General features: G+C 74.4%; 25 protein-coding genes. 14 read left to right on the forward strand and 11 right to left on the reverse strand.

The window, feature by feature from the left end; all coding sequences use genetic code 11:
- Positions 1-61 precede the first annotated feature (61 nt).
- The 4 genes from Ae331Ps2_RS01350 (at position 62) to Ae331Ps2_RS01365 (ending at position 3,764) form a co-directional block, all read left to right on the forward strand.
- Positions 62-760, forward strand: a complete 699-nt coding sequence (locus Ae331Ps2_RS01350; protein ID WP_020622815.1) for a DUF2848 domain-containing protein — start codon at positions 62-64, stop codon at positions 758-760.
- 29 nt (positions 761-789) lie between these two features.
- Entirely contained in the window at positions 790-1,191 is a 402-nt protein-coding gene (locus Ae331Ps2_RS01355) for a MauE/DoxX family redox-associated membrane protein (RefSeq protein WP_075311264.1), read from the forward strand.
- A gap of 134 nt (positions 1,192-1,325) precedes the next feature.
- Entirely contained in the window at positions 1,326-2,789 is a 1,464-nt protein-coding gene (locus Ae331Ps2_RS01360; RefSeq protein WP_075311262.1) for a glycosyltransferase family 39 protein, read from the forward strand.
- Between the two features lie 99 nt (positions 2,790-2,888).
- Positions 2,889-3,764, forward strand: coding sequence for a DNA-formamidopyrimidine glycosylase family protein (locus Ae331Ps2_RS01365; protein WP_075311260.1), 876 nt, complete (start codon positions 2,889-2,891; stop codon positions 3,762-3,764).
- Positions 3,765-3,899: 135 nt separating this feature from the next.
- Here Ae331Ps2_RS01365 and Ae331Ps2_RS01370 read toward each other — a convergent pair whose 3' ends face one another.
- The 4 genes from Ae331Ps2_RS01370 to rimO form a co-directional block, all read right to left on the reverse strand.
- Positions 3,900-4,748: a PspA/IM30 family protein gene (locus tag Ae331Ps2_RS01370; protein ID WP_075311258.1), complete on the reverse strand. Its 849-nt coding sequence runs from the start codon at positions 4,746-4,748 to the stop codon at positions 3,900-3,902.
- A gap of 189 nt (positions 4,749-4,937) precedes the next feature.
- On the reverse strand, positions 4,938-5,309 hold the full coding sequence (locus Ae331Ps2_RS01375; RefSeq protein ID WP_020623215.1) for a helix-turn-helix domain-containing protein: 372 nt from the start codon (positions 5,307-5,309) through the stop codon (positions 4,938-4,940).
- 135 nt (positions 5,310-5,444) lie between these two features.
- A complete protein-coding gene (pgsA, locus tag Ae331Ps2_RS01380) occupies positions 5,445-6,062 on the reverse strand; it encodes a CDP-diacylglycerol--glycerol-3-phosphate 3-phosphatidyltransferase (RefSeq protein WP_020623216.1) in 618 nt (205 codons plus the stop codon).
- A complete protein-coding gene (gene rimO / locus Ae331Ps2_RS01385) occupies positions 6,059-7,555 on the reverse strand; it encodes a 30S ribosomal protein S12 methylthiotransferase RimO (RefSeq protein WP_083695117.1) in 1,497 nt (498 codons plus the stop codon). Before rimO ends, pgsA begins: the two co-directional genes overlap by 4 nt.
- A 52-nt stretch (positions 7,556-7,607) precedes the next feature.
- Here rimO and Ae331Ps2_RS01390 point away from each other — a divergent pair, with 52 nt between their 5' ends.
- Genes Ae331Ps2_RS01390 through Ae331Ps2_RS01405 form a run of 4 tightly spaced genes read left to right on the forward strand, consistent with a single transcriptional unit; the run spans position 7,608 to position 9,866 of the window.
- On the forward strand, positions 7,608-8,129 hold the full coding sequence (locus Ae331Ps2_RS01390) for an amino-acid N-acetyltransferase (RefSeq protein WP_249265349.1): 522 nt from the start codon (positions 7,608-7,610) through the stop codon (positions 8,127-8,129).
- 28 nt (positions 8,130-8,157) lie between these two features.
- Positions 8,158-9,018, forward strand: coding sequence for a helix-turn-helix transcriptional regulator (locus Ae331Ps2_RS01395; RefSeq protein WP_083695119.1), 861 nt, complete (start codon positions 8,158-8,160; stop codon positions 9,016-9,018).
- Positions 9,015-9,401, forward strand: coding sequence for a VOC family protein (locus tag Ae331Ps2_RS01400; protein ID WP_075311256.1), 387 nt, complete (start codon positions 9,015-9,017; stop codon positions 9,399-9,401). Before Ae331Ps2_RS01395 ends, Ae331Ps2_RS01400 begins: the two co-directional genes overlap by 4 nt.
- 3 nt (positions 9,402-9,404) lie before the next feature.
- Positions 9,405-9,866, forward strand: coding sequence for a tRNA (cytidine(34)-2'-O)-methyltransferase (locus Ae331Ps2_RS01405; RefSeq protein WP_075311254.1), 462 nt, complete (start codon positions 9,405-9,407; stop codon positions 9,864-9,866).
- Here Ae331Ps2_RS01405 and Ae331Ps2_RS01410 read toward each other — a convergent pair.
- Positions 9,859-10,719: a GntR family transcriptional regulator gene (locus Ae331Ps2_RS01410; protein WP_075311252.1), complete on the reverse strand. Its 861-nt coding sequence runs from the start codon at positions 10,717-10,719 to the stop codon at positions 9,859-9,861. The genes Ae331Ps2_RS01405 and Ae331Ps2_RS01410 overlap by 8 nt on opposite strands.
- 96 nt (positions 10,720-10,815) lie before the next feature.
- Between Ae331Ps2_RS01410 and Ae331Ps2_RS01415 the strand changes: the two genes are divergently transcribed.
- On the forward strand, positions 10,816-11,967 hold the full coding sequence (locus Ae331Ps2_RS01415) for an FAD-dependent monooxygenase (protein WP_075311250.1): 1,152 nt from the start codon (positions 10,816-10,818) through the stop codon (positions 11,965-11,967).
- Between the two features lie 39 nt (positions 11,968-12,006).
- Here the strand turns inward: Ae331Ps2_RS01415 and Ae331Ps2_RS01420 are convergent, their stop codons facing one another.
- The 5 genes from Ae331Ps2_RS01420 to Ae331Ps2_RS01440 form a co-directional block, all read right to left on the reverse strand.
- Positions 12,007-12,909, reverse strand: coding sequence for a YceI family protein (locus Ae331Ps2_RS01420; protein WP_249265648.1), 903 nt, complete (start codon positions 12,907-12,909; stop codon positions 12,007-12,009).
- A 120-nt stretch (positions 12,910-13,029) separates the two neighbouring features.
- Positions 13,030-15,636: a DNA translocase FtsK gene (locus Ae331Ps2_RS01425; RefSeq protein WP_083695122.1), complete on the reverse strand. Its 2,607-nt coding sequence runs from the start codon at positions 15,634-15,636 to the stop codon at positions 13,030-13,032.
- Positions 15,637-15,715: 79 nt separating this feature from the next.
- Complete coding sequence (locus Ae331Ps2_RS01430; protein ID WP_043277545.1) at positions 15,716-17,404, reverse strand: ribonuclease J; 1,689 nt, start codon at positions 17,402-17,404, stop codon at positions 15,716-15,718.
- 168 nt (positions 17,405-17,572) lie between these two features.
- On the reverse strand, positions 17,573-18,604 hold the full coding sequence (gene dapA / locus Ae331Ps2_RS01435) for a 4-hydroxy-tetrahydrodipicolinate synthase (RefSeq protein WP_020623227.1): 1,032 nt from the start codon (positions 18,602-18,604) through the stop codon (positions 17,573-17,575).
- 38 nt (positions 18,605-18,642) lie between these two features.
- Complete coding sequence (locus tag Ae331Ps2_RS01440) at positions 18,643-19,269, reverse strand: TIGR03085 family metal-binding protein (RefSeq protein ID WP_060712821.1); 627 nt, start codon at positions 19,267-19,269, stop codon at positions 18,643-18,645.
- A gap of 163 nt (positions 19,270-19,432) precedes the next feature.
- Between Ae331Ps2_RS01440 and Ae331Ps2_RS01445 the strand changes: the two genes are divergently transcribed.
- Both Ae331Ps2_RS01445 and Ae331Ps2_RS01450 read left to right on the forward strand, forming a co-directional pair.
- A complete protein-coding gene (locus tag Ae331Ps2_RS01445) occupies positions 19,433-20,746 on the forward strand; it encodes an MFS transporter (protein WP_083695124.1) in 1,314 nt (437 codons plus the stop codon).
- A 188-nt stretch (positions 20,747-20,934) separates the two neighbouring features.
- A complete protein-coding gene (locus Ae331Ps2_RS01450; protein WP_060712822.1) occupies positions 20,935-21,675 on the forward strand; it encodes a Crp/Fnr family transcriptional regulator in 741 nt (246 codons plus the stop codon).
- A 53-nt stretch (positions 21,676-21,728) separates the two neighbouring features.
- Here Ae331Ps2_RS01450 and thyX read toward each other — a convergent pair whose 3' ends face one another.
- The gene (gene thyX / locus Ae331Ps2_RS01455; protein WP_020627863.1) at positions 21,729-22,493 is read right to left on the reverse strand and encodes an FAD-dependent thymidylate synthase; all 765 of its coding nucleotides are present in this window, start codon (positions 22,491-22,493) and stop codon (positions 21,729-21,731) included.
- Positions 22,494-22,644: 151 nt separating this feature from the next.
- Here thyX and Ae331Ps2_RS01460 point away from each other — a divergent pair, with 151 nt between their 5' ends.
- The 3 genes from Ae331Ps2_RS01460 (at position 22,645) to Ae331Ps2_RS01470 (ending at position 24,901) form a co-directional block, all read left to right on the forward strand.
- Positions 22,645-23,238 (forward strand): toxin-antitoxin system HicB family antitoxin, encoded by a 594-nt coding sequence (locus Ae331Ps2_RS01460; protein ID WP_075311244.1) that lies wholly within the window; start codon positions 22,645-22,647, stop codon positions 23,236-23,238.
- A complete protein-coding gene (locus Ae331Ps2_RS01465) occupies positions 23,235-24,392 on the forward strand; it encodes a DUF4097 family beta strand repeat-containing protein (RefSeq protein WP_083695126.1) in 1,158 nt (385 codons plus the stop codon). Before Ae331Ps2_RS01460 ends, Ae331Ps2_RS01465 begins: the two co-directional genes overlap by 4 nt.
- Before the next feature lie 65 nt (positions 24,393-24,457).
- The gene (locus Ae331Ps2_RS01470) at positions 24,458-24,901 is read left to right on the forward strand and encodes a nitroreductase family deazaflavin-dependent oxidoreductase (RefSeq protein ID WP_139318968.1); all 444 of its coding nucleotides are present in this window, start codon (positions 24,458-24,460) and stop codon (positions 24,899-24,901) included.
- Position 24,902 lies beyond the last annotated feature (1 nt).

A 24,902-nucleotide genomic window follows, 5' to 3' on the forward strand; every position in this document is an offset into this window, starting at 1 on the left:
GTGTGTGCGCAACCCTCGTGCGCATCGGTAACGCGACGTACACATCTGACGGAGGTCCCCCGTGACGCTCGAGCTGACCCTGCCCGACGGCGACACCCGCTCGGTGGAGGTCCACCGGGTCTTCAACGCCGGCTACGCCGGCCGCGCCCAGGAGGAGGTCGCCGCGCACGTCGCCGAGCTGGCCGAGCTGGGTGTGCCCGCCCCGGACACGGTGCCCGCGCTGTACCCGGTCTCGCCGTACCTGGCGTCGCAGACCGACCGGGTCCCCGCCCAGCACGACCGGACCTCCGGCGAGGCGGAGTGGGCACTGGTCGTCGGCGACGACGTCACCGACCCGCTGCTGACCGTCGCGTGCGACCACACCGACCGCGCGCTGGAGGTGCACGGTGTGGCCTGGAGCAAGAACGCCGGTCTCGACGTCCTGGGGCGCAAGGCCTGGCGGCTCTCGGAGGTCGCCGACCGGCTCGACGACATCACCCTGCGCGCGTGGGTCCGTCACGGCGGCGACCACGACGGCACCGAGGCGCTCGTGCAGGACGCGACGCTGGCAGCCCTGCTGCCGCCCGCCTACTGGGTCGAGGTGCTGCGCGAGCGCGGCTGGCTGGTGCCCGGCACCGTCCTGCTGTCGGGGACCGTCGCGATGAAGGCGGGGGTCGACCAGTTCGCCGACGCCTGGCGGGTGGAGCTGCACGACCCCGCCACCGGCGACACGATCGGCCTGACCTACGAGGTCGACCGGCTCCCGGCGCCGATCGGCTGACCGCCCGGCCGGGTGGCACCATCCCGGTCATGATCCGTCGCTCCCCCACCACCCCGTCCCGCGACCGGCGCCTCGCCGTCGGGCTCGCGGGGCTGCTCGGCACCGCCGCCGTCCTGCACGCGGTGCGGCCCGAGCCGTTCGACTCGATCGTGCCGCGCAGCCTGCCCGGTGAGCCCCGGTTCTGGACCTACGCCTCCGGGCTCGCCGAGGGTGCCGTCGCCGCGGCGGTCGCGCTTCCGCGGACCCGGCGTGCGGGCGGCTGGGCCGCGGCCGCGCTGTTCGCGGCGGTGTTCCCGGCGAACGTGTCGATGGCGCTGCACTGGAACCGCAAGGCTCCGCTGTACCGGGCAATCGGCTGGGGGCGGCTGCCGCTGCAGGTCCCGCTGGTGCTGTGGGCGCTCCGGATCGCCCGCAGCGCCCCGCGCGGCTGACCCGAGGATGGGCCGCCGGTAGACCGAAGTCGATCGTCGACCACCCGATGCCCGCTGCGCCGGAGGGACCCGCCGGGGTCTGATGGCGCCGGGCCCGGGACCGACGGCGCCCACGTCGTCGCTCGGGGGGACACATGACGTCGTCGACCACGGTCCGGGACTCCGACGCCGCACCCGCGGCCGTCCCTCCGCTCGCGCGGCTGCCCGTGGGGATCGTCGCCGCGGTGGTGGCCGCCGTCCACCTCGTGATGGGGGCGCTGGGCCGCGGGCACTGGTTCGACGAGGCGCTGATGCTCGCGATCGGGCGTCACCACCTGGACTGGGGATCGGCCGACCAGCCGCCGGTCGCGCCGGCACTGGCCGGGCTCGCCGACGCCCTCGCGCCGGGGGTGAACGGGGTGCTGCGGATCGTGCCGTCCCTGTCGACGGCCGGCGCGGTCGTCGTCGCGGCGCTGATCGCCCGCGAGCTGGGCGGGGACCGCAGGGCCCAGGTGCTCACCGCGCTCGCCCAGGCCACCGGGCTGTGGGTGACGATGTTCGGGCACTTCGTGACGCCGTACTCGCTCGAACCGCTGCAGTGGGCGCTGCTGCTGTGGCTGCTGGTCCGCTGGACCCGGGTCCGCGACGACCGGCTGCTCCTCGCCGTCGGGCCGCTGCTCGGCCTGGCCGCGCTCACGAAGTTCCAGGTGATCCTGCTCGGCGCGGTGCTGGTGGTCGCGATCGGCGTGGCCGGGCCGCGGGCGATGCTGCGCCGGCCGGCGTTCTGGTGGGCCGCGCTGGTCGGGGCGCTGATCGCGTCGCCGACGCTGGTGTGGCAGGCCGTGCACGGCTGGCCGCAGCTGCGGATGACCGCGGTCGTCGCGCAGGAGTCGATCCTGTTCGGCGGGCCGGGCCCGAACGCGGTGGCGATGCTGCTGCTGGCGGGCCTGCTCGGCACGGTGCTCGTGGTGGTCGGCGCGGTCGCGGCGTTCACGGCGCCGCGGCTGCGGCCCTACCGCTTCGTGGCGGTCACCTTCCTGCTGCTGTGGGTCGTGTTCGCGGTGACCGTCGGGCGCGCCTACTACCTCTGCGGGCTGCACGGCGCCGTCGCCGCGCTCGGTGCGGTGTGGTTCCAGCAGCGGCGCGAGGCCGGGCGACGACGGTGGTCCTGGATGGCGTGGCCCGCGGGGGTGCTGTCGGTCGCCCTCGCCACGGCGATGCTGTCCGCGAGCGTCGCCGCGGCCGACCCCGCCGTGCCGGAGCGGATCGTCACCGAGGTCGCCCGGGTGCGCGACGGGCTGCCCCCGGACCGGCGCGACCGTGCGGTCGTGGTGGGCGACTCCTACATCTTCGCCGCCTACGTCGACACCGCCGACCCCGCGCTGGGCCTGCCCCCCGGGTACAGCGGCAACCGCAGCTACGGCTACTTCGACCCGCCCCCGGACGACCAGGACGTCGTGATCTTCCTCGGGAAGGACCCCGGCCTGCTCGCGCCCACCGGGGTGGCGCTGCGGCCGGTCGCCGACCTCGGCGACGGCAACCGCATCTGGCTGGGCGAGGGCATGACGCATCCGTGGTCGCAGGTGTGGCCGCAGCTGCGGACACTCGTGCTCGACTGAGCCGTCGACCCAGCCGTCGACCCAGCCGGGCGCCCGGGCCCGGCCGGGTCGTCCGCCGAGCCCGGGCCGGGTCCGGCCGGCCCGGGTAGCGTCGCGATCGTGCCCGAGGGAGACACCGTGTACCTGGCCGGCAAGCGGCTGCACGCCGCGCTGGCCCGGCACGAGCTGCTGCGCGGCGAGCTGCGCCACCCGCGGCTGGTCGAGCACGACCTGGCCGGGCTGACCGTCACCGGCGTCGTCTCCGTCGGCAAGCACCTGTTCACCCGTTTCGACGACGGCCGCAGCCTGCACAGCCACTTCCGGATGGACGGCTCCTGGCACCTGTACCGGCCCGGGATGCGCTGGCGCCGGGTCGCCCACGAGGCGCGCGCGGTGCTGGCGACCGCCGACCGGGTCGCCGTCGGGTTCGCCCTGCACGACCTGGAGCTGCTCCCGACCGACGACGAGCACACCCTCGTCGGGCATCTCGGACCCGACCTGCTCGACCCGGCCTGGGGGCCCGCCCACGACGCCGAGGCGCTGCGCCGGATGACCGCCCGCGCCGACCACCCGCTCGGGCTGGTGCTGCTCGAACAGCGGGTCATGGCCGGCCTCGGCAACCTCTACCGCAACGACATCTGCTTCCTGCTCGGACTCACCCCGTGGGTGCCGGTCCGCGACGTACCCGACCTGCCCGGGGTCATCGACCTGTCGCGGCGGCTGCTGTCGTCGAACAAGGACCGCCCGGAGCAGACCACTACCGGCTCGCTGGCCGCGGGCGAGGCGCACTGGGTGTTCGAACGGGCCGGGCGGCCGTGCCGCCGCTGCGGCACCCGCATCCGGACCGCCGACCAGGGCGACGACCACCGGGCCCGGGTCACCTACTGGTGCCCGCGCTGCCAGGCCGGGCCGTCGCCGCGCCCGGTGCGCCGCGGCACCGGCCCGCGCCGCGGCGCACCCGGGCGGCCGCCGCCCGGCGCGGCCCGCACGCCCTGACCACGTCGGCCACGTCGCGACCGACGGCCGGAGCAGGCCCGGAGCCGCATCGACCGGCCCGGGCGGGCCCGGACACACGTCCGCCGCGACCCCGGGATCGGGACCGCGGCGGACGGTGTGGAACGGCTGAGCGGCTCAGGCGGTGCCGGGCTGCTGCTGGTTCTGGGTGTTCTGCTGCTGGGCCGGTGCCGGCGAGGACGGCAGCTGCTGGGTCGCCTCGCCCTGGCCGACCTGCGGGGCCTGCTGGCCACCGGCGATCGGCGCCCCGGACATCGACGCCCGGATCTGCTCCAGCCGCGACATGCCGGCCATGTCGGTGGTCGACTGCTGGACCTCCAGCATCCGGCCCTGCACCGAGTTCTGGGCCAGCTCCGCGGACCCGAGCGCGGTGGCGTACCGCTTCTCGATCTTGTCGCGGACCTCGTCGAGCGAGGGCGCGTTGCGCGGCGCGGACAGCTCGCTCATCTGCTGCAGCGACTTCGCGGCCTGCTCCTGCATCTTGGCCTGCTCGAGCTGGCTGAGCAGCTTGGTGCGCTCGGCGATCTTCTGCTGCAGCATCATCGAGTTCCGCTCGACGGCCTGCTTGGCCTGGGCGGCGGCACCGATCGACTGGTCGTGCAGCGTCTTGAGGTCCTCGACGCCCTGCTCCGCGGTCACCAGCTGGGTCGCGAAGGTCTGCGCCGACTGCTCGTACTGCTGGGCCTTCTGCTCGTCGCCCTGGGAGCGGGCCTGGTCGGCCAGCACGAGTGCCTGCCGCGCCGACGACTGCAGCTTCTCGATCTCACCCAGCTGCCGGTTCAGCTTCATCTCCAGCTGACGCTGGTTGCCGATCACCGCGGCGGCCTGCTGCGACAGCTGCTGGTGCTGGCGCTGGGCGTCCTCGATGGCCTGCTGGATCTGCACCTTCGGGTCGGCGTGCTCGTCGACCTTCGACGAGAACAGGGCCGACAGATAGCTGAAGAACTTGGTGAATCCGTTGGCCATCTCTGCGCGTCCTCCGCCTGCGTTCGCTCGCGACCGTGCCCGCCACCACGGCGGGCGTGCGGACCCCGGACCGACCCCGCGTTCCCCCCGTGGTCGGAACCGGGCCTCCGGCCCTGTCCATCCTGGCATCGCTGCCGGTCTGCCCGCACCCTACCGCGCAGGAGCGGTCGGCCGGGGTCGGCGGTGCGATCAGGCGGCCGAGGCCACCGGGCCGCCCGAGGACGCCGGTGCGGCGACCACGGAACCCGGCCGGCCGGCCAGCCGCAGCTCGGCGTGACGCTGCCCGATCGGGACGAGCACGTCGTCACGGCGGCTCGCGGCCGCGGCGGAGGTCGCCGTCGCCATCTCGGCGGCGACGGTGGTCAGCAGGTCCGGCACGGAGACCCCGAGTGCCTCGCAGATCGCCGCGAGCAGCTCGCTGGAGGGCTCCTTGCGCCCGCGCTCGACCTCGGAGAGGTACCCGAGGCTCACCCGCGCGGCCCGCGAGATGTCGCGCAGCGTGCGCCGGCGCGCCGTGCGCACCTCACGCAGCCCACTGCCGATCGCTTCCCGCAGCAGCATGTGCCCTCCTCGACTGCTCCCCGGACATCCGGTGATGTCTCACCGTACCGACTTCTCCGGTTCCTCCGCGCCGTGACGCTGTACGCCCACGGCGAACACCTCAACGCCGCACGGGCGCCGGATCGTCCCCGCAGGTCAGGCGGCCCGGGGCCGGACGGCCTTGCGGACGTAGTCGGCGCCGGTCACCACGGTGAGCACCAGCGCGACGGCCATCACCGCCCACTGGAGCACGAGCACGGCGGTCGCGGCGGTGGTGCCGGGGCCCAGCAGCTCGGGCAGCGGCAGCAGGAACAGCCCGATCGCGACCGTCTGGGCGACGGTCTTGGCCTTGCCGCCGCGGCTGGCCGGGATGACGCCGTGCCGGCGGATGACGACGAAGCGCAGCACGGTGATGCCCAGCTCGCGGACGACGATCACGATCGTCACCCACCAGGGCAGCACACCGAGGATCGACAGCCCGATCAGGGCCGCGCCCATCAGGGCCTTGTCGGCGATCGGGTCGACCAGTGCGCCGAACCAGGTGACGAGCCCCCGGCTGCGGGCCAGCTGGCCGTCGAGCCGGTCGGTGGCCGCCGCGACGACGAACACCGCGAACGCGACCAGCCGCCACACCACGTCCTCGCCGCCGCCGACGAACAGCGCGACCACGAACACCGGGACGAGCAGCAGCCGCAGGACCGTCAGCGCGTTCGCGATGTTCAGCAGGGGCGGGTCGCCGACTCCGGCGGCGCCCCCGGCCGGGTGCGAGCTCATCCGGCCGCGGAGGCCGCCGGGACGGCGGCGGCCGGTGCGTTCGGGTCGATCAGCTCGAGGGCCTCCACCAGCAGGTCGACGCCCTCGGTGTCCACGACGCGGCAGCGGACGAGGTCACCGGGACGCAGCGAGTCCGGCTCGGGGCCGTCCTGCGCCGCCGCGACGACGGTGCACTCGCCGTCGGCGTCGGGGCCCTGGTGGGCGGCACGACCGGTGCAGTCGTCCTCGTCGCCCTCGGCGGACTCGACCAGCACGACGACCTCGGTGCCGATGCGCTCCTCGGCACGCTGCTCCATCAGCTCGTCGACCAGCGCCGAGATCCGCGCGACGCGGGCCCTGACCTCGGCCGGATCGACGTGGCCGTCGTAGCCCTCGGCCTCGGTGCCGTCCTCGTCGGAGTAGCCGAACACCCCGACGGCGTCGAGCCGGGCGCCGGCCAGGAACGCCTCCAGCTCGGCGAGGTCCTCCTCGGTCTCGCCGGGGAACCCGACGATGACGTTGGAGCGGATCCCGGCCTCCGGCGCCAGCGCGCGGATGCGCTCGCAGAGGTCGAGGAAGTCGGTGCGCGACCCGAACCGGCGCATCCGGCGCAGCACCCGCGCCGACGCGTGCTGGAACGACAGGTCGAAGTACGGCGCGACGCCCGGCGTGGTCGCGATGACGCGCAGCAGGTCGGGCCGGAGCTCGGCGGGCTGCAGGTAGGCGACCCGGATCCGTTCGACGCCCTCGATCGCGGCGAGCTGCGGGAGCAGGTCGACCAGCGCGCGGGTGCCGCCGGGGAGGTCCTTGCCGTAGCTGGTGGAGTTCTCGCTGACCAGCACGAGCTCGCGCACGTCCTGCCGGGCGAGCCAGGCCGCCTCGCCGAGCACGTCGGCCGGCGGGCGGGACACGAAGCTGCCGCGGAAGCTCGGGATCGCGCAGAACGCGCAGCGGCGGTCGCAGCCCGAGGCCAGCTTGAGCGAGGCCACCGGCCCGCCGGACAGGCGGGTGCGCGCGATGTCGGGCACCCAGTCGTGGCCGGGGACCGAGACGTCCGCGGTCGCGGCCGGGCGCTCCGCCGGCGAGATGGGGAGGAGCTTGCGACGGTCGGTGGGGACGTGCGGGGCCGGGGCGTGCCCGCCCAGGACGTCGCCGAGCCGCTCGGCGAGCTCGGGGTAGGCGTCGAAGCCGAGCACCGCGTCGGCCTCGGGGAGGTCGGCGGCGAGCTCGGCGCCGTAGCGCTCGGCCAGGCACCCGACCGCGACGACCTTCGCCCCGGCGGGCCGTGCCACGTCCGCCGCGGCCAGCACCGTGTCGATCGAGTCCTTCTTCGCCTGCTCCACGAACCCGCAGGTGTTGACGACGATGACGTCGGGGCTGCCGTCCTCGGCGTCGACCAGTTCCCAGCCGGACCCGGCCAGACGACCGGCGAGCTCCTCGGAGTCGACCTCGTTGCGCGCGCAGCCCAGGGTCAGCAGGGCGGCGCGCCGGGGCGCAGTCTCGGGGGAAGCCACGAATACCAGGGTAGACGGCGCCGTCGGCGACCCCGGTCTAGGCTCTCCTGCCGTGCCCGACCCCGTGTCCGCCCCGGTCCCCGACGTGATCGTCCGCCGCGCCCGCACCCGCGACGTCCGCCGGATCCGTGAGCTCGTCGACGAGTACGCGGGCACCGTCCTGCTGGCCAAGGAGACCGTCACCCTCTACGAGGCGGTCCCGGAGTTCCTGGTCGCCGAGGTCGACGGCGTGGTCGTCGGCTGCGGCGCGCTGCACGTGCTGTGGGAGGACCTGGGCGAGATCCGCACGGTGGCGGTGTCGCCGTCGGTGCTGGGTCGCGGGGTGGGGCACCGGATCGTCTCCGCGCTGATCGACGGCGCGCGCGAGCTGGGCCTGGAGCGGCTGTTCGTGCTCACCTTCGAGAAGCAGTTCTTCGCCCGGCACGGCTTCGCCGAGATCGACGGGACGCCGGTGTCGGCCGAGGTGTTCGCGGCCATGCTGCGCAGCTACGACGCCGGCGTCGCCGAGTTCCTCGACCTCGCCCACGTCAAGCCGAACACCCTGGGCAACGTGCGGATGCTGCTCACGCTCTGACCCCGCCCGCGCCGCTACCCTGGCCCGCATGTCCGACGGGGCCCGGCGCTGGCGTCCCTCCGCACGTCTGCGCCCGCTGGTCTCCGGGATCTGGTGCTGGTCCTCGCCCGCGGGTCCGGCGGGGACGCACCAGGGCGTGTCGAGCGCCCACCTGACCGTCGTGCTCTGCCTGGACGGCACGGTCGACCTGCTCGCGGCTCCGGACCCGCGACGCGGCCCGGGCCGGTTCACCGCATCGGCGGCCGGTCTGCACACCGCGCCCGCGCTGCTCGCCGCCGGCGCCCCGCAGTCCGGGATGCAGCTGGAGATGACCTGGCGCGGCGCCCGCACGCTGCTCGGGCTGCCCGCCGGCGAGCTGGCCGGCGACGTCGTCGACCTCGCGCTGCTCCTCCCCGACCTGGACACCCTGCTCGACCGACTGCGCGCCGAGCCGGGGTGGGCCGGGCGGTGCGCACTGCTCGACGCCGCGCTGTGCCGCGTCGCCGACGCCCGGGACGGCCCCGGCGAGCCGGCGCCGGAGGTCGTGCACGCCTGGGAGCTGCTGGTCCGCAGCGGCGGGACGGCGCGTGTCGCCGACGTCGCCGGGGAGGTCGGCTGGTCGCCACGCCACCTCGGTGAACGGCTGCGACGCGAGACCGGGCTCGCGACGAAGGCCGCGGCACGGGTCATCCGGTTCGAGCGGGCGTGCACGCTGCTGCGCCGCCCGTCGGCTCCCCCACTCGCCAAGCTGGCCGCGACCTGCGGCTACAGCGACCAGCAGCACCTGGCCCGCGACTTCCGCGAGCTCGCGGGGACGACCGCGCTGAGCTGGCGGGCCGAGCGGGTCGCGCCGGCGGCTCCGATTCGTCCACGACCGGCCCGCGCGGCCTCGGCACCCTCGTCCTCATGAGCGACCTGCCCGGCCTCTGGCCCAGCCTGTCCAGCCCCGACCCACGCGCCCTGGTCACGTTCCTGACCTCGGCGCTGGACTTCACCGAGCGTGCCGTCCACACCGGCGACGACGGCGCCATCGTCCACGCCGAGCTGGTACGCCCCGGGTCGACCGGCGCCCCCGGCGGCGTGATGCTCGGCCCCACCCACGACGGGTGCCGCCCGCCGGGCGGCGCCGCCGTCCACCTGGTCTGCGACGACCCGGACGCCCTGTTCGCCCGCGCCGTCGCGACCGGGGCCACCGTCGTGCACGCGCCCTTCGACGCCGAGTACGGCAGCCGTCTGTTCGAGATCGCCGACCCGGACGGGAACCACTGGAGCGCGGGCACCTGGTACGAGTAGCGCGTGGTCCGCCTCGCCCTGCACACCCCGGAGATCCCGCCGAACACCGGCAACGCGATCCGGCTCGCCGCGAACACCGGCGCCGAGCTGCACCTGGTCCGGCCGCTCGGCTTCTCCCTCGACGAACGCTCGGTGCGCCGGGCCGGGCTCGACTACGCCGATCTCGCCGAGATCGTCGTGCACGACGACACGGCCGCGTTCGCCGGCTGGGTGCGGGCCGCCGGGGCGCGGGTGTTCGCGTTCGTGCCGGGTGCGCCGGTCCGCTACACCGACGTCGCCTACTCCTGCGGGGACGTGCTGCTGTTCGGCCGCGAGTCGACCGGACTCCCGCCCGAGGTCGCGGCGGCGGACTGGGTGACGGGCACGGTGGCGCTGCCGATGCGGCCGTCGAACCGCTCGCTGAACCTGGCCAACGCCGCCGCCGTCGCCGTCTACGAGGCGTGGCGGCAGCAGGGGTTCAGCTGATCCCGTCGAGGAGCCGGGCGATCCCGGTGTCGAACACCCGCTGCAGGTCGTACGGGTAGTCGCCGACCCGGCGCAGCGCGGGCCCGCCGTGACGGCGCAGCGCGGCCCGCAGCCCCGGGTCGTGCTCGGACCAGGTGTCGGCGTCGACGCCGGTGTCGGCCTGCGCCTCCTGCTCCGCGGCCAGGGTCAGCGCCATCCCCCGCACGAATCCGGTCAGCGCCAGGTGCAGGTCGAACCGCTCCACCGGGTCCGCGACGACCTCCTCCAGCGCGGCCAGCTCGAACTCGGCGAAGCGCAGCAGCGACGGCAGCGCCTGCGGCCGGGACAGCGACAGCACCCGCGCCAGCCACGGGTGCCGCCGGTGCACCCGCCACTGGGCGTGCGCAGCGCCCTCCAGCCGGGCCCGCCACGGCCCGTCGGCCGGGGGCAGCACCAGCTCGGCGAAGACCGTCTCGAGCATCGCCAGCAGCAGCTCGTCCCGGCTGCGCACCAGCCGGTACAGCGACATCGTCGGCACGCCGAACGCCCCGGCGAGGCGCCGCATGGACAGCGCGGCCAGGCCCTCGTCGTCGGCGATGCCGATCGCGGTCCGCACCAGCCGGGCCGTGTCCGGTGGCGGAGCGGTGCCCGCAGGCGTGGCCCGTTCCGCCACCACCGACCCGACCCGCGCCGTCGTCCGCAGCAGACCCTCCTCGCGCAGCCGGGACAGCGCCCGGGCCGCGGTGGACATCGCGACACCGTGCTCGGCCACCAGCGCGCGCACCGACGGCGCGCGGTCCCCGGGCCGCAGATCCCCCGACTCGACACGGGCACGCACCGCGGCCGCGACCCGATCCGTGGGCGAACCGTCCACCGGCCACCTCCCTGTACCACCTGTGCCGCTACACGACACCCGTCATCCCAGCTCGCAGCGGCATCGTCGATGCGTACACCGTACCGAGGAGGACACATGACCGACATCCTGATCAGCGGGGCCGGTATCGCAGGGACGACGCTCGCGTGGTGGCTGCGCCGGCACGGGTTCCACCCGGTCGTCGTCGAGTCGGCGCCGAGGCCGCGGCCCGGCGGGCAGGCCGTCGACGTCCGGGGGCCCGCGCTGACCGTCGTCGACCGGATGGGGCTCGGAGCCGCACTGCGCGCCGCCCGCACCGCGATGGACGGCATGTCCCTGGTCGACGAGGACGGCACCGAGGTCTTCCGCAGCACCGAGGTGACACTCACCGGGGGGCCGGTCGCGAGCGACGACGTCGAGATCCTCCGCGACGACCTCGCCGCGCTGCTCACCGGCGCGCTCGACGGCGTCGAGCACCGGTGGGGCGACCGGGTCGTCGCGCTCGATCCGGACCCGGCGGGCGGGGCCCGGGTGCGCTTCGCCTCCGGCACCGAGGAGCACTACGACCTCGTGGTGGGCGCCGACGGCCAGCACTCCGGCGTCCGGCGCCTGGCTCTCGGCCCCGACGACGACGGCCGGCTGGTCCCCCTCGGCCAGCACGTCGCCGTGTTCACCCTGCCCAACACCTTCGGGCTGAGCCGCTGGCAGGTGTTCCTCCAGCGGCCGGACGCGATGGCCGGGCTCTACACCGCCCGCGACGACACCGAGGTCCGGGTGATGCTCGGCTTCTCCGACCCGGACGCCACCTACCACCACCGCGACCTCGGGGCGCAGCGCGCGCTGGTGACACGGCTTTTCGCCGGCGGGGGCTGGTGGCTGCCCGAGCTGCTCGCGGGGATGGACCGCGCCGAGGACCTGTACCTCACCCCGATCACCCAGGTCCGGCTGCCGACCTGGTCGCGCGGTCCGGTCGCGCTCCTCGGCGACGCCGCCTGGTGCCCCACGCTGCTGTCCGGTCAGGGCACCACGCTCGCCGTGGTCGGCGCCTACGTGCTGGCCGGGGAGCTCGCGTGCTCCGGCGGCGATCCCGGACCGGCGGCCGCCGCCCACGAACGGCGGATGCGCGACTGGGTGGAGGCCAACCAGGAGCTCGCGCTGACCAACGCCGCGCGGGTCCGGGACCTCACCGCCCCGGACGCCGCCGCGCCCGGGCTCGTCGAGCACTGGGCCGCGACCGCCGCGACGGCCCTCACGCTCCCCGAGTACTGAGCGCGGAGTACCGAGCCTCGAGTACCGAGCCGTGCGGGGTCAGGACTGCCGGACCGCCTGCACGTCGAGCTGGATCCGGATCGTCGACCCGACCACCGGCAGGCCCTTGGCGATGGTCTGCTGCCAGTTGAGCGTGTAGTGCTCCCGGTGCAGCTGGGTGGTGGCGATCGCACCGACCCGGTCGCCGTTCCACTCCGCCGAGCCCAGGAAGGTGGTGTCCAGCGAGACGTCGCTGGTCAGGCCGTGCAGGGTCAGGTCGCCGTCCACCGTCCACCGGTTCCCGCCGTGCGCGGCGAAGCGCACGCTGGAGAAGCGCAGCTCGGGGAAGCGCTCGACGTCGAGGAAGTCGGCGGAGCGCAGGTGGGTGTCGCGGGCGGCGACGTTGGCCGCGTCGATCACGACGTCCACCGAGGACTCCTCGAACGGCTCGGCGATCCGGATCTGCCCCTGGAACCGGTTGAACCGGCCGTACACCTTGGACATCCCGATGTGCCGGGCGACGAAGCGGACCGAGCTGTGGTCGCCGTCGATGACGAAGACACCGGGCCGCGGCGGGCGCAGCGCCGGGTCCTCACCGAGGACGATGTGGCCCATGTCGGCGGGCTCGCCCCAGGACACCTCGACGACGTCGGTGACCTGCTGGTAGCCGCCCGCCTCGACCCGCACCCGGTACCGGCCGGGCATCAGCGACGCGGCGAACCGGCCGAACGGGTCGGTCTCGACGTACACGGCACGCCGGTCCGCGGGGTCCATCACGGACACCTCGGTGCCGGCCAGCGCACCGCCCTGCTGGTCGCGGACCTGGCCGGACAGCACCCCGCCGGTCAGCGGAATCGGGACGAGGGCGTGCCGGTCGGTGGTGCCCCGCGCCGGGCGACGACGGTCCTTCTTCCTCCAGAACACCAGCCAGTACCTCCCCTGCCCGGCGTCGACGGGCAGCACGACGTGCGATCACCGGACGGCGACCCGAGGCCACTGTGGCACGAACGTGACCGTCCCGTTAAGCCGTGAGCCCGAAATGTCGATCACCGGCGGTGTCGGGATCATCACCGCCCGAGACCGTCACCCGGCGGGGGGGCACTCGTCGTCGGCGGCGACCTCGCCGCCGTCGGCGGTCCCGCCGCCCCGGATCAGGAGGAGCGCGCCCTCCAGCTCGTCCGGCTTGACCAGCACGTCGCGGGCCTTCGAGCCCTCCGAGGGCCCGACGATGTTGCGGGTCTCCAGCAGGTCCATCAGCCGGCCCGCCTTCGCGAACCCGACCCGCAGCTTGCGCTGCAGCATCGACGTCGACCCGAACTGCGAGGTGACGATCAGCTCAGTGGCCTGCAGCAGCAGGTCGAGATCGTCGCCGATGTCGGCGTCGATCTCCTTCTTCTCGCCGGCCTTCTGCGCGGTGACGCCCTCGGTGTAGCTGGGCTCGGCCTGCTCCTTGGTGAACGCGACGACCTTGGAGATCTCGTCGTCGTCGACGAAGGCGCCCTGCATGCGGACCGGCTTGCCGGCGCCCATCGGCAGGTAGAGCGCGTCGCCCATGCCGATCAGCTTCTCCGCGCCCGGCTGGTCGAGGATGACCCGGCTGTCGGTCAGTGACGACGTCGCGAACGCCAGCCGGGACGGGACGTTGGTCTTGATCAGACCGGTGACGACGTCCACCGACGGCCGCTGGGTCGCCAGGATCAGGTGGATCCCGGCCGCACGCGCCTTCTGGGTGATCCGGACGATCGCGTCCTCGACGTCGCGCGGGGCGGTCATCATGAGGTCGGCGAGCTCGTCGACGATGCACATGATGTACGGGTAGGGCCGGTACACCCGCTCCGATCCGGGCGGGGCGGTGATCTCCCCGGTGCGGACCTTGCGGTTGAAGTCGTCGACGTGCCGGACCCGGTTGGCCTGCATGTCCTGGTAGCGCTGCTCCATCTCCTCCACCAGCCAGGCCAGCGCCGCGGCGGCCTTCTTCGGCTGGGTGATGATGGGCGTGATCAGGTGCGGGATGCCCTCGTAGGGCGTCAGCTCGACCATCTTCGGGTCGATGAGGATCATCCGGACCTCGTCCGGCGTGGCCCGGGTCAGCAGCGACACCAGCATCGAGTTGACGAAGCTGGACTTGCCGGAGCCGGTGGAGCCCGCGACCAGCAGGTGCGGCATCTTCGCCAGGTTCGCGACGAGGTAGTGGCCCTCGATGTCCTTGCCCAGGCCGATGCCCATCGGGTGCTGCTCGGCGCGGGCGTTGCCCGAGCGCAGGACGTCGCCGAGGCGGACCATCTCGCGGTCGGTGTTGGGCACCTCGATGCCGACGGCGGACTTGCCGGGGATCGGCGCGAGGAGCCGCACGTTGTCGTTGGCGACGGCGTAGGCGAGGTTGCGCTGCAGCTGGGTGATCTTCTCGACCTTCACCGCCGGGCCGAGCTCGATCTCGTAGCGGGTGACCGTCGGGCCGCGGGTGAAGCCGGTGACCTGGGCGTCGACGTTGAACTGGTCGAGGACCCCGGTGATCGCCTCGATCATCGCGTCGTTGGCGGAGCTGCGGGACTTCGGCGGCGGGCCGGACTCCAGGGTGTCCGCCGGCGGAAGGATGTACTCGGTGTCGGACTGCGGCTGGCGGATCGCCATCGAGAGCTGCTCGCCCTCGATCGGCTCGTCGGCCACCTGCGGCGTCTCGACGACGGGCTTGCGCGGCTTCTTCGCCGGCGGCGCGGCGGCCGCGGGGACGGCGGCGGGGACGTCCTCCTCCGGGGCACCGGGCAGCGACGGGTCCACCGGGGCCGGGGCGTGCTCGCCCTCCTCCACCCGGAACGCGTCGGCCTCCGCGGCCCCCTGCCTGCGCCGCGCCGGGCGACGCCGCTTCGGGGTCTGGTCGGCGTCCTCGGCACGGCTCTCCCGCTCGGCGACGGCGTCGGCCACCGTGCGCGGGCGGTCCGCGCCGGACTCGCCCTCGCCGTCCTGCTCGGGCGGCAGCTGCCCGGTGAGCCTGCGGACACGGTCCGGCAGCTCCCGCACCGGGATCCCGGTGACCAGCAGCACCGAGTAGAGGGTCAGCAGGACGAGAACGGGGACGGCCGTCCACAGGCTGAGCCCGGCCTTCAGCGGGGTCCCCGCGACGTAGCCGAGCGCGCCGCCCGCGCCGCGCCAGGCGTCGGGCTCGGCGGGCGCTCCGGCGCCCAGGTGCACCAACCCGAGCACGCCGAGGGCGAGCAGCAGGCTGCCGGTCACGATCCGCGGCCGGGCCTCCGGGTGCCCCTCGGTGGTGACCAGCACGATGCCGATGCCCAGCAGGATCGCCGGCAGCGCGACGCCGGCCTGCCCCATCACCGCCTGCACGAGGAAGGTGAACCAGTAGCCGACCGAGCCGCCAGCCTGCCACCACAGCCCGGCGGCGGCGATGACGGCGAGCACGAGCATGCCGAACCCGATGCCGTCGCGGCGGTGCGCGGGGTCGATCTCGCGGGTGCGCCCGACCGCGCGCCCGGAGGCGCGGACGGTCTTGGCCACCCCCCGGCCGACCGCGTCGATCCCGCGGTCGACCAGGTCGGGGCCCTGGCGCCGGGCCGGCGGCCTCCGGCCTGCCGACGGACGCCTGCGGGCGGTGGACGCACGCGAGCCCGACCGCCCCGAGCCGCGGCCCGCGGCCGCAGTCGTGGTGGTCCTGCCCGTGCCCGTGCGTCCTGCCATGTCACACACGGTAGCCCGGTTCGGTGATCGAACCGGGGACCGACGCGGCTGTGGAGGGGTCGACGACCCCTCCACACGCTCACACCGCGATGACCGTGGGGACGATCATGGGGCGGCGACGGTAGGTGTCGGACACCCAGCGGCCGACCACGCGCCGCACGCCCTGGGCGATCCGGTGCGGGTCGGTGACGCCCTCGTTCTCCAGCCGGGACAGCTCGTCCTCGACCAGCGCCTGGGCGGCGTCGAGCGCCTTCGGGTCGTCGGAGAACCCGCGCCCGGACAGCGTCGGGCGCGACAGCGCGCGGCCGGTCTTGTGGTCGATCGCCACGTTGATCGCGATGAAACCGCCCTCGCCGAGCGCGATGCGGTCACCGAGCGTGGTCTCCCCCACATCGCCGACCGACAGCCCGTCGACGTAGACCTGGCCGACCTCGACCCGGCCGGTGATCGCCGCACGGCCGTCGACGAGGTCGACGACCACGCCGTTCTCCGCGATGACCACCGACTCCTCCGGCACCCCCGTGCGACGCGCGAGCGCGGCGTTGGCCCGCAGGTGGCGCCACTCCCCGTGCACCGGCATGACGTTCGACGGGCGCACCGCGTTGTAGAGGAACAGCAGCTCGCCGGCCGGGGCGTGCCCGGAGACGTGCACCTTGGCGTTGCCCTGGTGCACCACGGTGGCGCCGAGCCGGGTCAGCCCGTTGATCACGCCGAAGACGGCGGTCTCGTTGCCGGGGATCAGCGAGCTGGCCAGGATGATCGTGTCGTCCGGGCGGATCGTGATGCTGCGGTGGTCCCCGCGCGCCATCCGGGACAGCGCGGCGAGCGGCTCACCCTGCGATCCGGTGGAGACGAGGACCAGTTTCTCGTCGGGCAGGCGCATCGCCTCGTCGATGTCGACGAGCAGCCCCGGCGGGATGTTCAGCAGCGAGTGGTCGTCGGCCAGGCCCATGTTGCGGACCATGGATCGTCCGGTCAGGCACACCTTGCGGCCGTGGGCCTGCGCGGCGTCGAGCACCTGCTGGACACGGTGCACGTGGCTGGCGAAGCAGGCCAGGATGATGCGCGACGGCGCCCGGCGGACCAGGTCGGAGATGACGGGCCCGATGTCGGCCTCGGGGGTGACGAAGCCCGGCACCTCGGCGTTGGTGGAGTCGACCAGGAACAGGTCGACGCCCTCCTCACCCAGCCGGGAGAACCCGCCCAGGTCGGTGAGCCGCCCGTCGAGCGGGAGCTGGTCGAGCTTGATGTCACCGGTGTGCAGCAGCAGCCCGGCTGGCGTGCGGACAGCGACGGCGACGGCGTCGGGGATCGAGTGGTTGACCGCGAAGTACTCGCAGTCCCACCCGCCGTGGGAGACGCGGTCGCCCTCGCGGATCTCCTGCAGGTGCGGGGTCAGGCGGTGCTCCTTGCACTTCGCCGCGACCAGGGCGAGCGTGAACCGGGACCCGACGACCGGGATGTCCGGGCGCATCCGCAGCAGCCACGGCACGGCACCGATGTGGTCCTCGTGGCCGTGGGTGAGCACGAGCGCGTCGATGTCGTCGAGGCGGTCCTCGATGGTGCGGAAGTCGGGCAGGATCAGGTCGATGCCCGGCTCGGAGTCGGAGGGGAACAGCACGCCGCAGTCGACGATGAGCAGCCGGCCCTCGTACTCGAAGACGGTCATGTTGCGACCGACCTCACCGATGCCGCCGAGCGCGTAGACGCGCAGGCCGCCCTGCGCGAGGGCGGGTGGCGGGCCGTCCGGGAGCTCCGGACGCTCGATGTGCTCCGGCGGCGCGGAGAGCGACCGGCCGGGCCGGTTGCGTCGGTCGTTGCGCTGGGGACTCACAGGGGTTCGTGCCTCACATGGGTTCGTGTTCTCGGGTTCGTGTCAGGGGGTCGGGTCGCGGCGCCGCGGGTCGGGCCGGGCGCGCGACGGCGACCGGGGGACCTACGTCCGGTGGTAGGCGACCTCGGCGCCGAGGTCCGCCGCGGTGCGGCCGCCCAGGGCGCCGTGGCCCGGCTGGTACAGCGGGAGGTTCGGGCGGGCCTGCGGGTCGAGCGCCACCCCGGCGACGGCGAGGTCCCCGGCGATCGCGGCGATCTGGTCCTCGCTGGCGGGCGGCAGCGGCAGCCGGGTGTCACCGACGTCGATGCCCCGCAGGCGCAGCGCGGTCTTGGCGAACACCGCGCCACCGACCCGACCCATCCCGCGGATCACCGGGAGCATCGCGTAGTGCAGCGCGCGGGCCCGCTGGTGCTCACCGGCGTGGTAGGCGTCGATCATGGCGCGCAGCCGGTCGGCGACGACGTGGCCGATCACGCTGACGAAGCCGACCGCCCCGACCGAGAGCCACGGCAGGTTCACCGGGTCGTCGCCGGAGTAGTAGGCGAGCGTGGTGGTGGCCAGCACCTCGGTGCCGACGCGCAGGTCGTTGCGGGCGTCCTTCACCGCGACGATGCGGGGGTTCTGCGCCAGGCGCTGGAAGGTGTCGACGTCGATGCCGATGACGCTGCGCGGCGGGATGTCGTAGAGCATCACCGGCAGGTCGCCCGCGTCGGCGACCGCGGTGAAGTGCGCGAGCAGGCCCTCCTGCGGCGGCCGGGAGTAGTACGGCGTGACCACGAGCAGCCCGTGCGCACCGGCGCGCTCCGCGCTGCGGGCCAGCTCGATCGAGTGCGCGGTGTCGTACGTACCGGCCCCGGCGACGATCGTCGCCCGATCCCCCACCGCGGACACGACCGCGCGGATCAGCTCGGACTTCTCGGTGTCCGACGTGGTCGGGCCCTCGCCGGTGGTGCCGTTGACGACGAGCCCGTCGTTGCCGAGGTCCACCAGGTGGGTCGCCAGCTCCTCGGCCTTGGCCAGGTCCAGCTCGCCGTCGGCGTCGAACGGCGTGACCATCGCGGTCAGCACCTCGCCGAACGGTCGGCGCGGCGGGTGCTGCTGCCCGCCGGGGGCGGGATCGGGACCGGTGCTCATGACTGGTGACGGTACCGCCCGGTACCGACGGATCCCGGTCAGATCCCGGTCGGTGCGCCGCGGTAGGCCTCCACGTCGGCGGGCAGACCGGTCACCTCGACCCGCGCCGCGTCCCGACCGAAGGCGTGCAGCACCAGCTCGGCGGGCTCGCCGGTCACCGTGACCACGCCGAACCCGGTCGCGACGACCTGGGTCGCGCCCTCCGGGCGGGCCAGGACCACGCCCACCGGGCTGCGCCGGAACAGCAGCCTGGCCTGGGTGTGCAGCAGGTTCCACAGCTGCCCGTCGCGCCCCGGGTCGGACGGGCGGGGCTCCCAGCCGGGCTCCCCGCGGCGCAGATCCTCGTGGTGGACGAAGAACTCGGCACCGTTGGCGATCTCGTCGATCTTGCCGACCTTGAACGGCGACCATGCGGGCGGGCCCTTGCGCAGGTCGTCGATCATGTTCGGCCAGGCCGCGGACGCGTAGCCGTCCATCGCCTTGTCGGTCATCGCCGACAGGGCGGGCAGCACGATCCCCCCGGCGCTCCACGGCTGCCGCTCCCGGACCAGCAGGTGGGTGAGCAGGTCGCGGGCGTTCCAGCCCTCGCAGAGCGTCGGTCGGTCTGGTCCGGAGCGTTCGAACTCGGCGCAGAGGGCGGCACGTTCGGCGGTGGCGAGGCTCACCGTCCCCAACGTAGTGCCGGACGTGCGCGACCGCACCGCGACGACGGTCGACAGAAATCCGACGCAACGCACGTCTTGTGTAGCTGGTGATACAGATCTCACCCGTCCGTGTACGGATACTCCGATCCGTCCCACTCATCGCTTCTCGACGGGGAGAACACACGTGACGAACGCTGCCACCACGCAGCCACCGCGGTCGATGCGCCGGATCGCGCTCGCGAGCATGACCGGCACGGTCATCGAGTTCTACGACTTCTTCATCTACGGGACCGCCGCGGCCCTGGTGTTCAACAAGGTCTTCTTCCCCGAGCTCGGGGCGGCGGCCGGTACCGCACTCGCGCTGGCCACGTTCGGTGTCGCCTTCGTCGCGCGGCCGTTCGGGTCGGTGCTGTTCGGCCACTTCGGCGACCGCCTCGGCCGCAAGGGCACGCTGGTCACCACGCTCCTGCTGATGGGCTTCTCGACGCTCGCGATCGGCCTGCTGCCCACCACCGGCACGATCGGCGTCCTGGCGCCGATCCTGCTCGTGGTGCTGCGCATCCTGCAGGGCCTCGCCGTCGGCGGCGAGTGGGCCGGGGCGACCCTGCTCACCGCGGAGAACGCGCCGACCAAGGCCCGCGGGAAGTACGCGCTGTTCCCGCAGCTCGGCCCGTCGGTGGCCTTCGCGCTGGCTTCGGCGACCTTCCTGGTCACCGCGCTGACCATGAGCAACGAGGCGTTCCTGGCCTGGGGCTGGCGCATCCCGTTCATCGGCTCGGTGCTGCTCGTCGCGGTCGGGCTCTACGTGCGGCTCGCGCTGGAGGAGACGGCGGGCTTCCGCAACAGCGGCCCGGTGTCGACGAAGCTCCCGATCACCGAGGTGTTCACCACCCGGCCGGCCGCGGTGCTCCTCGGGGCGGGCTCGACCACCGCGGTGTTCGCCTTCTTCTACATCGGCGTCACCTACCTGACCAGCTACGGCACCCAGCAGCTGCAGCTGCCGCGCCCGTCGGTGCTGGCCATGGGCATCGTCGGCGGCATCGTCTTCGCCCTGACGACGATCGCCTCGGCGATCCTGTCCGACCGGGTCGGGCGACGGAAGATGGTCGTCGGCGGCAACATCGCCTCGGTCGCCGCCGGGCTGGTCGCGTTCCCGATCATCGACATCGGGACGGTGTGGTCGTTCGGGCTGGGCCTGTCGCTGGTGCTCGGCGTCGTCGGCATCGCCTACGGGCCGATCGGCGCCCAGCTGCCGGAGCTGTTCCCGACCCGCTTCCGCTACACCGGCGCCGGGATCGCCTACAACCTCGCCGGCGTGTTCGGCGGCGGCGTGGTCCCGCTGTTCGCCGCGGCACTCGCCGCGTCGACGCTGGGCAGCCTCGGCATCGGCCTGCTGCTCTCGGCGGTCTCGCTGCTCAGCCTGCTCTGCACGCTGGCCCTGCCGCAGACCGACGCGGACTCCCTCGCCGAGCAGGACGCGCAGCTCGCGGCCGCCTGACCGGCCACCGGGGCGGCCCGTCCGGGCGGGCCGCCCCGCACCCACCCGGTGCCGGCGGCCGCCGGCCGGCACCCCCGGACCCGACGGCCCGGACGCACCCCTCGGCGTCCGGGCCGTCCGCCTACCCGCGGGCGCCCCGGCCCGCTACCGTCCGGACGAACCATCGGCGACGGCCGGGAGGCGGGACCATGAGCAGCGCGGCGCGGAGGCCGGACGGCACCGTGCGGGCGCTGCCCGCACCCGATCCCGACGACCACCCGGTCTCACCGTTCCTGACCGCACCGTGGACCTCGGTGACCGCCCGGATCGCGGAGCTGGGCAGCCCCCGCCACTACGCCCGTGGCGAGCACGTCTACACCCAGGGCCAGCTGTCGTCGCGGTTCCACCTCGTCGTCTCCGGGCGGGTGCGGATCTACCTGCACCGTCCCGACGGCTCGGAACGCTCGCTGGCCTACGCCGAGCCCGGCGCCACCCTCGGCGAGGCGGCCTGCGTCGACGGACGGCCCCGCCACCTCGCCTCGGTCTGCACCCTGCCGTCGGAGATCGTCTCGGTGACCCGCGACGCGCTGCTGACCGCTGCCCGCGACGAGCCGGAACTCCTGCTCGAGATCACCCGTCGGATCGCCTACAAACAGCGGGTCATGCAGCTGCACGTGCTCATCGAGGGACTGCCCGCCCGCGAGCGGATCATCCTGCTGCTCGGCCACCTCGTGGAGGCCTACGGCGAGATCGCGCTCGACGAGGTGGCCCGGCTGTCGATCCGCCCCGCCGTCGACGAGCTGGGGCTGCTCGTGGGACTCACCCGGGTCACGACCAGCCGGGAGCTGTCCCGACTGGTCGCCGAGGGCCTGCTGGAGAAGGAGGGACGCGGGTTCGTCGTGCGGGACCTGCCGGACCTGCGACGACGGGTGCACGCCGTCCTCGCCTGAGCTCTCGCTCGGCAAGCCTCGCTCAGCACCGATGCTCGCTCGGCAAGCCTCGCTCAGCCTTCCGCGACCAGCGGGCTGGAGGCGATCTCGGTCCCGTCGGCGAGGGTCTGGATCTGGAAGTCCGCGAACACGTTCGGCACCTCGGCCTGCAGCTGGCGCAGGCACTCGACGGCGAGCTTGCGGATCTCGACGTCGGCGGCCTCGGAGGCGCGCATCGCGATGAAGTGCCGCCACGCCCGGTAGTTCCCGGTCACGACGATCTTGGTCTCGGTCGCGTTCGGCAGCACCGACCGCGCGGCCTGACGGGCCTGCTTGCGCCGCAGCGTCCCGTTCGGCACGTCGGCGAAGCGCGCCTCGAGCCCCTCGAGGAGCTTCTCGTAGGAGGCGAGCGCGTCGGCCGAGGCCTGCAGGAACAGCTCGTGCAGCTCCGGGTCCTGGGCGATGACGTCCGGCTCGACCATCGCGGCGTCCCGCTCGGGGACGTAGCGCTGGGAGAGCTGGGAGTAGGAGAAGTGCCGGTGCCGGATCAGCTCGTGGGTCAGCGAGCGCGAGATGCCGGTCAGGTAGAAGCTGACCGAGCCGTGCTCGAGGACCGAGAGGTGCCCGACCTCGAGGATGTGGGCGATGTAGCCGGCGTTGGTCGCGGTGCGCGGGTTCGGCTTGCCCCACGACTGGTAGCAGGCGCGGCCGGCGAACTCGGCCAGCGCCTGGCCGCCGTCGGCGTCGGTGGACCACGGGACGTCCGCGGGCGGGGTGAACTCGGTCTTCGCGACGAGCTGCACGGTCAGCGGGACGGTCTTCGGCGCGGTCTCCGGCATGCCGCGAGGGTAACGACCGGCGTGCCCGGCACCCGCCGGGCCCCGCGCCCGCACCCACGGTGGCGGCCACGGCACCCCCGGTACGCTGCGACGTCGCGGCCGACGCCACGAACCGGTGGTGTGATGTCATCAGTGACGCCATAGTGGTGTCATGGACCTCACGCCGTACGTCGCGCAGCTGCGCGACGACCTCGCCGCCGCGGCGGCCGCGGGCGACGAGCAGACCCGCCGCACCGCGGCACTGCTCGGCTCCGCGATCGAGCCCGCAGCCCGGCTCGCGATCATGAACGCACTGTCGGACCTGGCCTCGGAGGCGACCGCCGCGCTCGGCGACCGTTCTGTCGAGGTCCGCCTGCACGGCCGGGAGGTGCGCGTGTCGGTGTCCGGCGGCGACCCGGAGCCCGGACACGCACCCACCCCGGACCCCACCCCGGCGGGCGAGGGGACGTCCCCTTTCGGCGGCTTCCCGTTCGGCGGCACCGCCGCCTCCGGTGGTCCGACCTCCTCCGGAGGCCCGGCGACCGGCGGCTCGCCGTTCTCCGGCGACGCCGGTGACATCAGCCGGGTCACCCTGCGCATCGTCGAGCAGATCAAGGCCCAGGCCGAGCGGGCCGCCCAGTCGCAGGGCGTCTCGCTCAACACCTGGGTGTCCCAGGCCGTCCAGGGGGCGCTGGCCGGCGCGGAGGGGCGCACCGGCCGACCGCACCGCGACGGGCGCAGCCTGAAGGGATGGGTGCAGGGATGAGCGACGAGCAGACCGGCCCCGTCGAGCCGGACGACGCCGGCGCTGACGCCACGCACGACGGCGGCGCCCACACCGACGGCACCGGCGCCGGCGCCACCGGTGCGAGCAACGGCGACGCCGGCCACCCGCCGACCGGCCACTCGTCGACCGGCGACACGGCCCCCGGCGGTGCGGGCACCGGGGACGCCGGCACCGGCACGCCCTCCCGCAGCGAGCGGTTCGACTGCGCCGGTGCCGCCGAGATCGAGGTGACGACCGGCGCAGGCCGGGTCCGGATCGACCTGGTCGAGGGAGCCGACGAGGTGCGCGCGGAGATCACCGCCGACCGCAGCGCCGCGCCCTGGTCCGGCGGCCTCGGTGGGCTGCTGGACTGGATCGGCAGCTCGATGACCGGCCGCGCCGGCGTCCCCCAGGCCGGGGCGGGCTGGTCCGGGCGCGGGTTCGACCCGATCGTCGGTGCCCCCTGGGAGGCCACCGGCGATCCCTCGGCCGACGCCGTCGACGCCGTCACCGTCGAGTGGTCGGCGGAGACGCGACGCCTGGTGGTGCGCGGTCCGGACGACGCCGCCCTCGGCGCGGTGCCGCTGGTGGTGACCATCTCCGCGCCCGCCGGGTCGCGGCCCGCGGTACGGACCGGCGCGGCCTCGGTCGAGCTGACCGGCCGCGCGTCCTGGGCCGCGGTGCGGACCGGGTCCGGTGCGGCCCGGCTCGCCGAGGTGCACGGCGACGCCGACGTCACCACCGGTGCGGGGTCGATCGACCTGGGCACGTGCTCCGGCCGGGCCCACCTGCGTGCCGGCTCCGGCGGGGTCGAGGCCGGATCGCTCGGCGGCGCGTCGCGCATCCGAACGGGCAGCGGCAACATCCGTGTCGGCGAGCTCACGGCGGACCTGGAGGTGCGCTCGGGGTCGGGGGACGTGGTCGTCGCCGATGCGGTGTCCGGTGACGTCCGCCTCGGCACCGGGTCGGGGTCGGTCCGGGTCGGGGTGCACTCCGGTGTCGCCGCCGAGCTGGACCTGTCGACCGGGTCGGGCCGTGCCCGCTCCGAGCTCGACGTCCGCCACGACGCCCCGCCGACGGCGCCGGCGGTGCGGCTGTCCGGGCGCACCGGCAGCGGTGACGTCCTGGTGACCCGCGCCTCCGTGGCGGTCTGACCCACACTCGGTATCTCGCTCGTCGAGATGATCGGTGAGCGAGATACCGGCGTAGGATCGGCGCCGTGGACCGCACCGAGATCGCCGCGACGAACGCCTCCATGACCGCCCGGGTCCTGCAGATGCCTCCGGCCCCCGTCCCGGACGGCGGCTACGCACTGCGTGTGCTGCGCACCCGCGGGCGGCGCAGCGGGGAGCCGCGCGACACCCCGATCGGCGTCGTCGGGCACGACGGTGCCACCTACCTGGTCTCCCCCACCGGTGGGCGGGACTGGGTGCGCAACCTGCGGGCGACGCCGGAGTGCGCGATCCGCTCCGCCGCGGGCGACGAGCCGCACCGGGCGGTGGAGCCCGACCGCGCCGAGGCCGCGGCGGCCGTCGTCGGCTACCTGCGGGCGCTCGACGTGCCGTGGGCCCTGGCGGCGTTCCCGGTACCGGCCGACGCCACCGAGGAGCAGGTCGCCGAGCACCTGGACGCGATCGCGGTGTTCCGTCTCGACCCCGCCTGAG

The organism is Pseudonocardia sp. Ae331_Ps2, assembly GCF_001932405.1.
GTDB lineage: Bacteria > Actinomycetota > Actinomycetes > Mycobacteriales > Pseudonocardiaceae > Pseudonocardia.

Excerpts from the sequence above, each read along its gene's own strand:
- Ae331Ps2_RS01355 (WP_075311264.1), top strand. The coding sequence starts at position 790 with ATGATCCGTCGCTCCCCCACCACCCCGTCCCGCGACCGGCGCCTCGCC.
- Ae331Ps2_RS01360 (WP_075311262.1), top strand. The coding sequence starts at position 1,326 with ATGACGTCGTCGACCACGGTCCGGGACTCCGACGCCGCACCCGCGGCC.
- Ae331Ps2_RS01370 (WP_075311258.1), bottom strand. The coding sequence starts at position 4,748 with ATGGCCAACGGATTCACCAAGTTCTTCAGCTATCTGTCGGCCCTGTTC.
- Ae331Ps2_RS01375 (WP_020623215.1), bottom strand. The coding sequence starts at position 5,309 with ATGCTGCTGCGGGAAGCGATCGGCAGTGGGCTGCGTGAGGTGCGCACG.
- pgsA (WP_020623216.1), bottom strand. The coding sequence starts at position 6,062 with ATGAGCTCGCACCCGGCCGGGGGCGCCGCCGGAGTCGGCGACCCGCCC.
- Ae331Ps2_RS01395 (WP_083695119.1), top strand. The coding sequence starts at position 8,158 with ATGTCCGACGGGGCCCGGCGCTGGCGTCCCTCCGCACGTCTGCGCCCG.
- Ae331Ps2_RS01400 (WP_075311256.1), top strand. The coding sequence starts at position 9,015 with ATGAGCGACCTGCCCGGCCTCTGGCCCAGCCTGTCCAGCCCCGACCCA.
- Ae331Ps2_RS01415 (WP_075311250.1), top strand. The coding sequence starts at position 10,816 with ATGACCGACATCCTGATCAGCGGGGCCGGTATCGCAGGGACGACGCTC.
- Ae331Ps2_RS01425 (WP_083695122.1), bottom strand. The coding sequence starts at position 15,636 with ATGGCAGGACGCACGGGCACGGGCAGGACCACCACGACTGCGGCCGCG.
- dapA (WP_020623227.1), bottom strand. The coding sequence starts at position 18,604 with ATGAGCACCGGTCCCGATCCCGCCCCCGGCGGGCAGCAGCACCCGCCG.
- Ae331Ps2_RS01450 (WP_060712822.1), top strand. The coding sequence starts at position 20,935 with ATGAGCAGCGCGGCGCGGAGGCCGGACGGCACCGTGCGGGCGCTGCCC.
- thyX (WP_020627863.1), bottom strand. The coding sequence starts at position 22,493 with ATGCCGGAGACCGCGCCGAAGACCGTCCCGCTGACCGTGCAGCTCGTC.
- Ae331Ps2_RS01460 (WP_075311244.1), top strand. The coding sequence starts at position 22,645 with ATGGACCTCACGCCGTACGTCGCGCAGCTGCGCGACGACCTCGCCGCC.
- Ae331Ps2_RS01465 (WP_083695126.1), top strand. The coding sequence starts at position 23,235 with ATGAGCGACGAGCAGACCGGCCCCGTCGAGCCGGACGACGCCGGCGCT.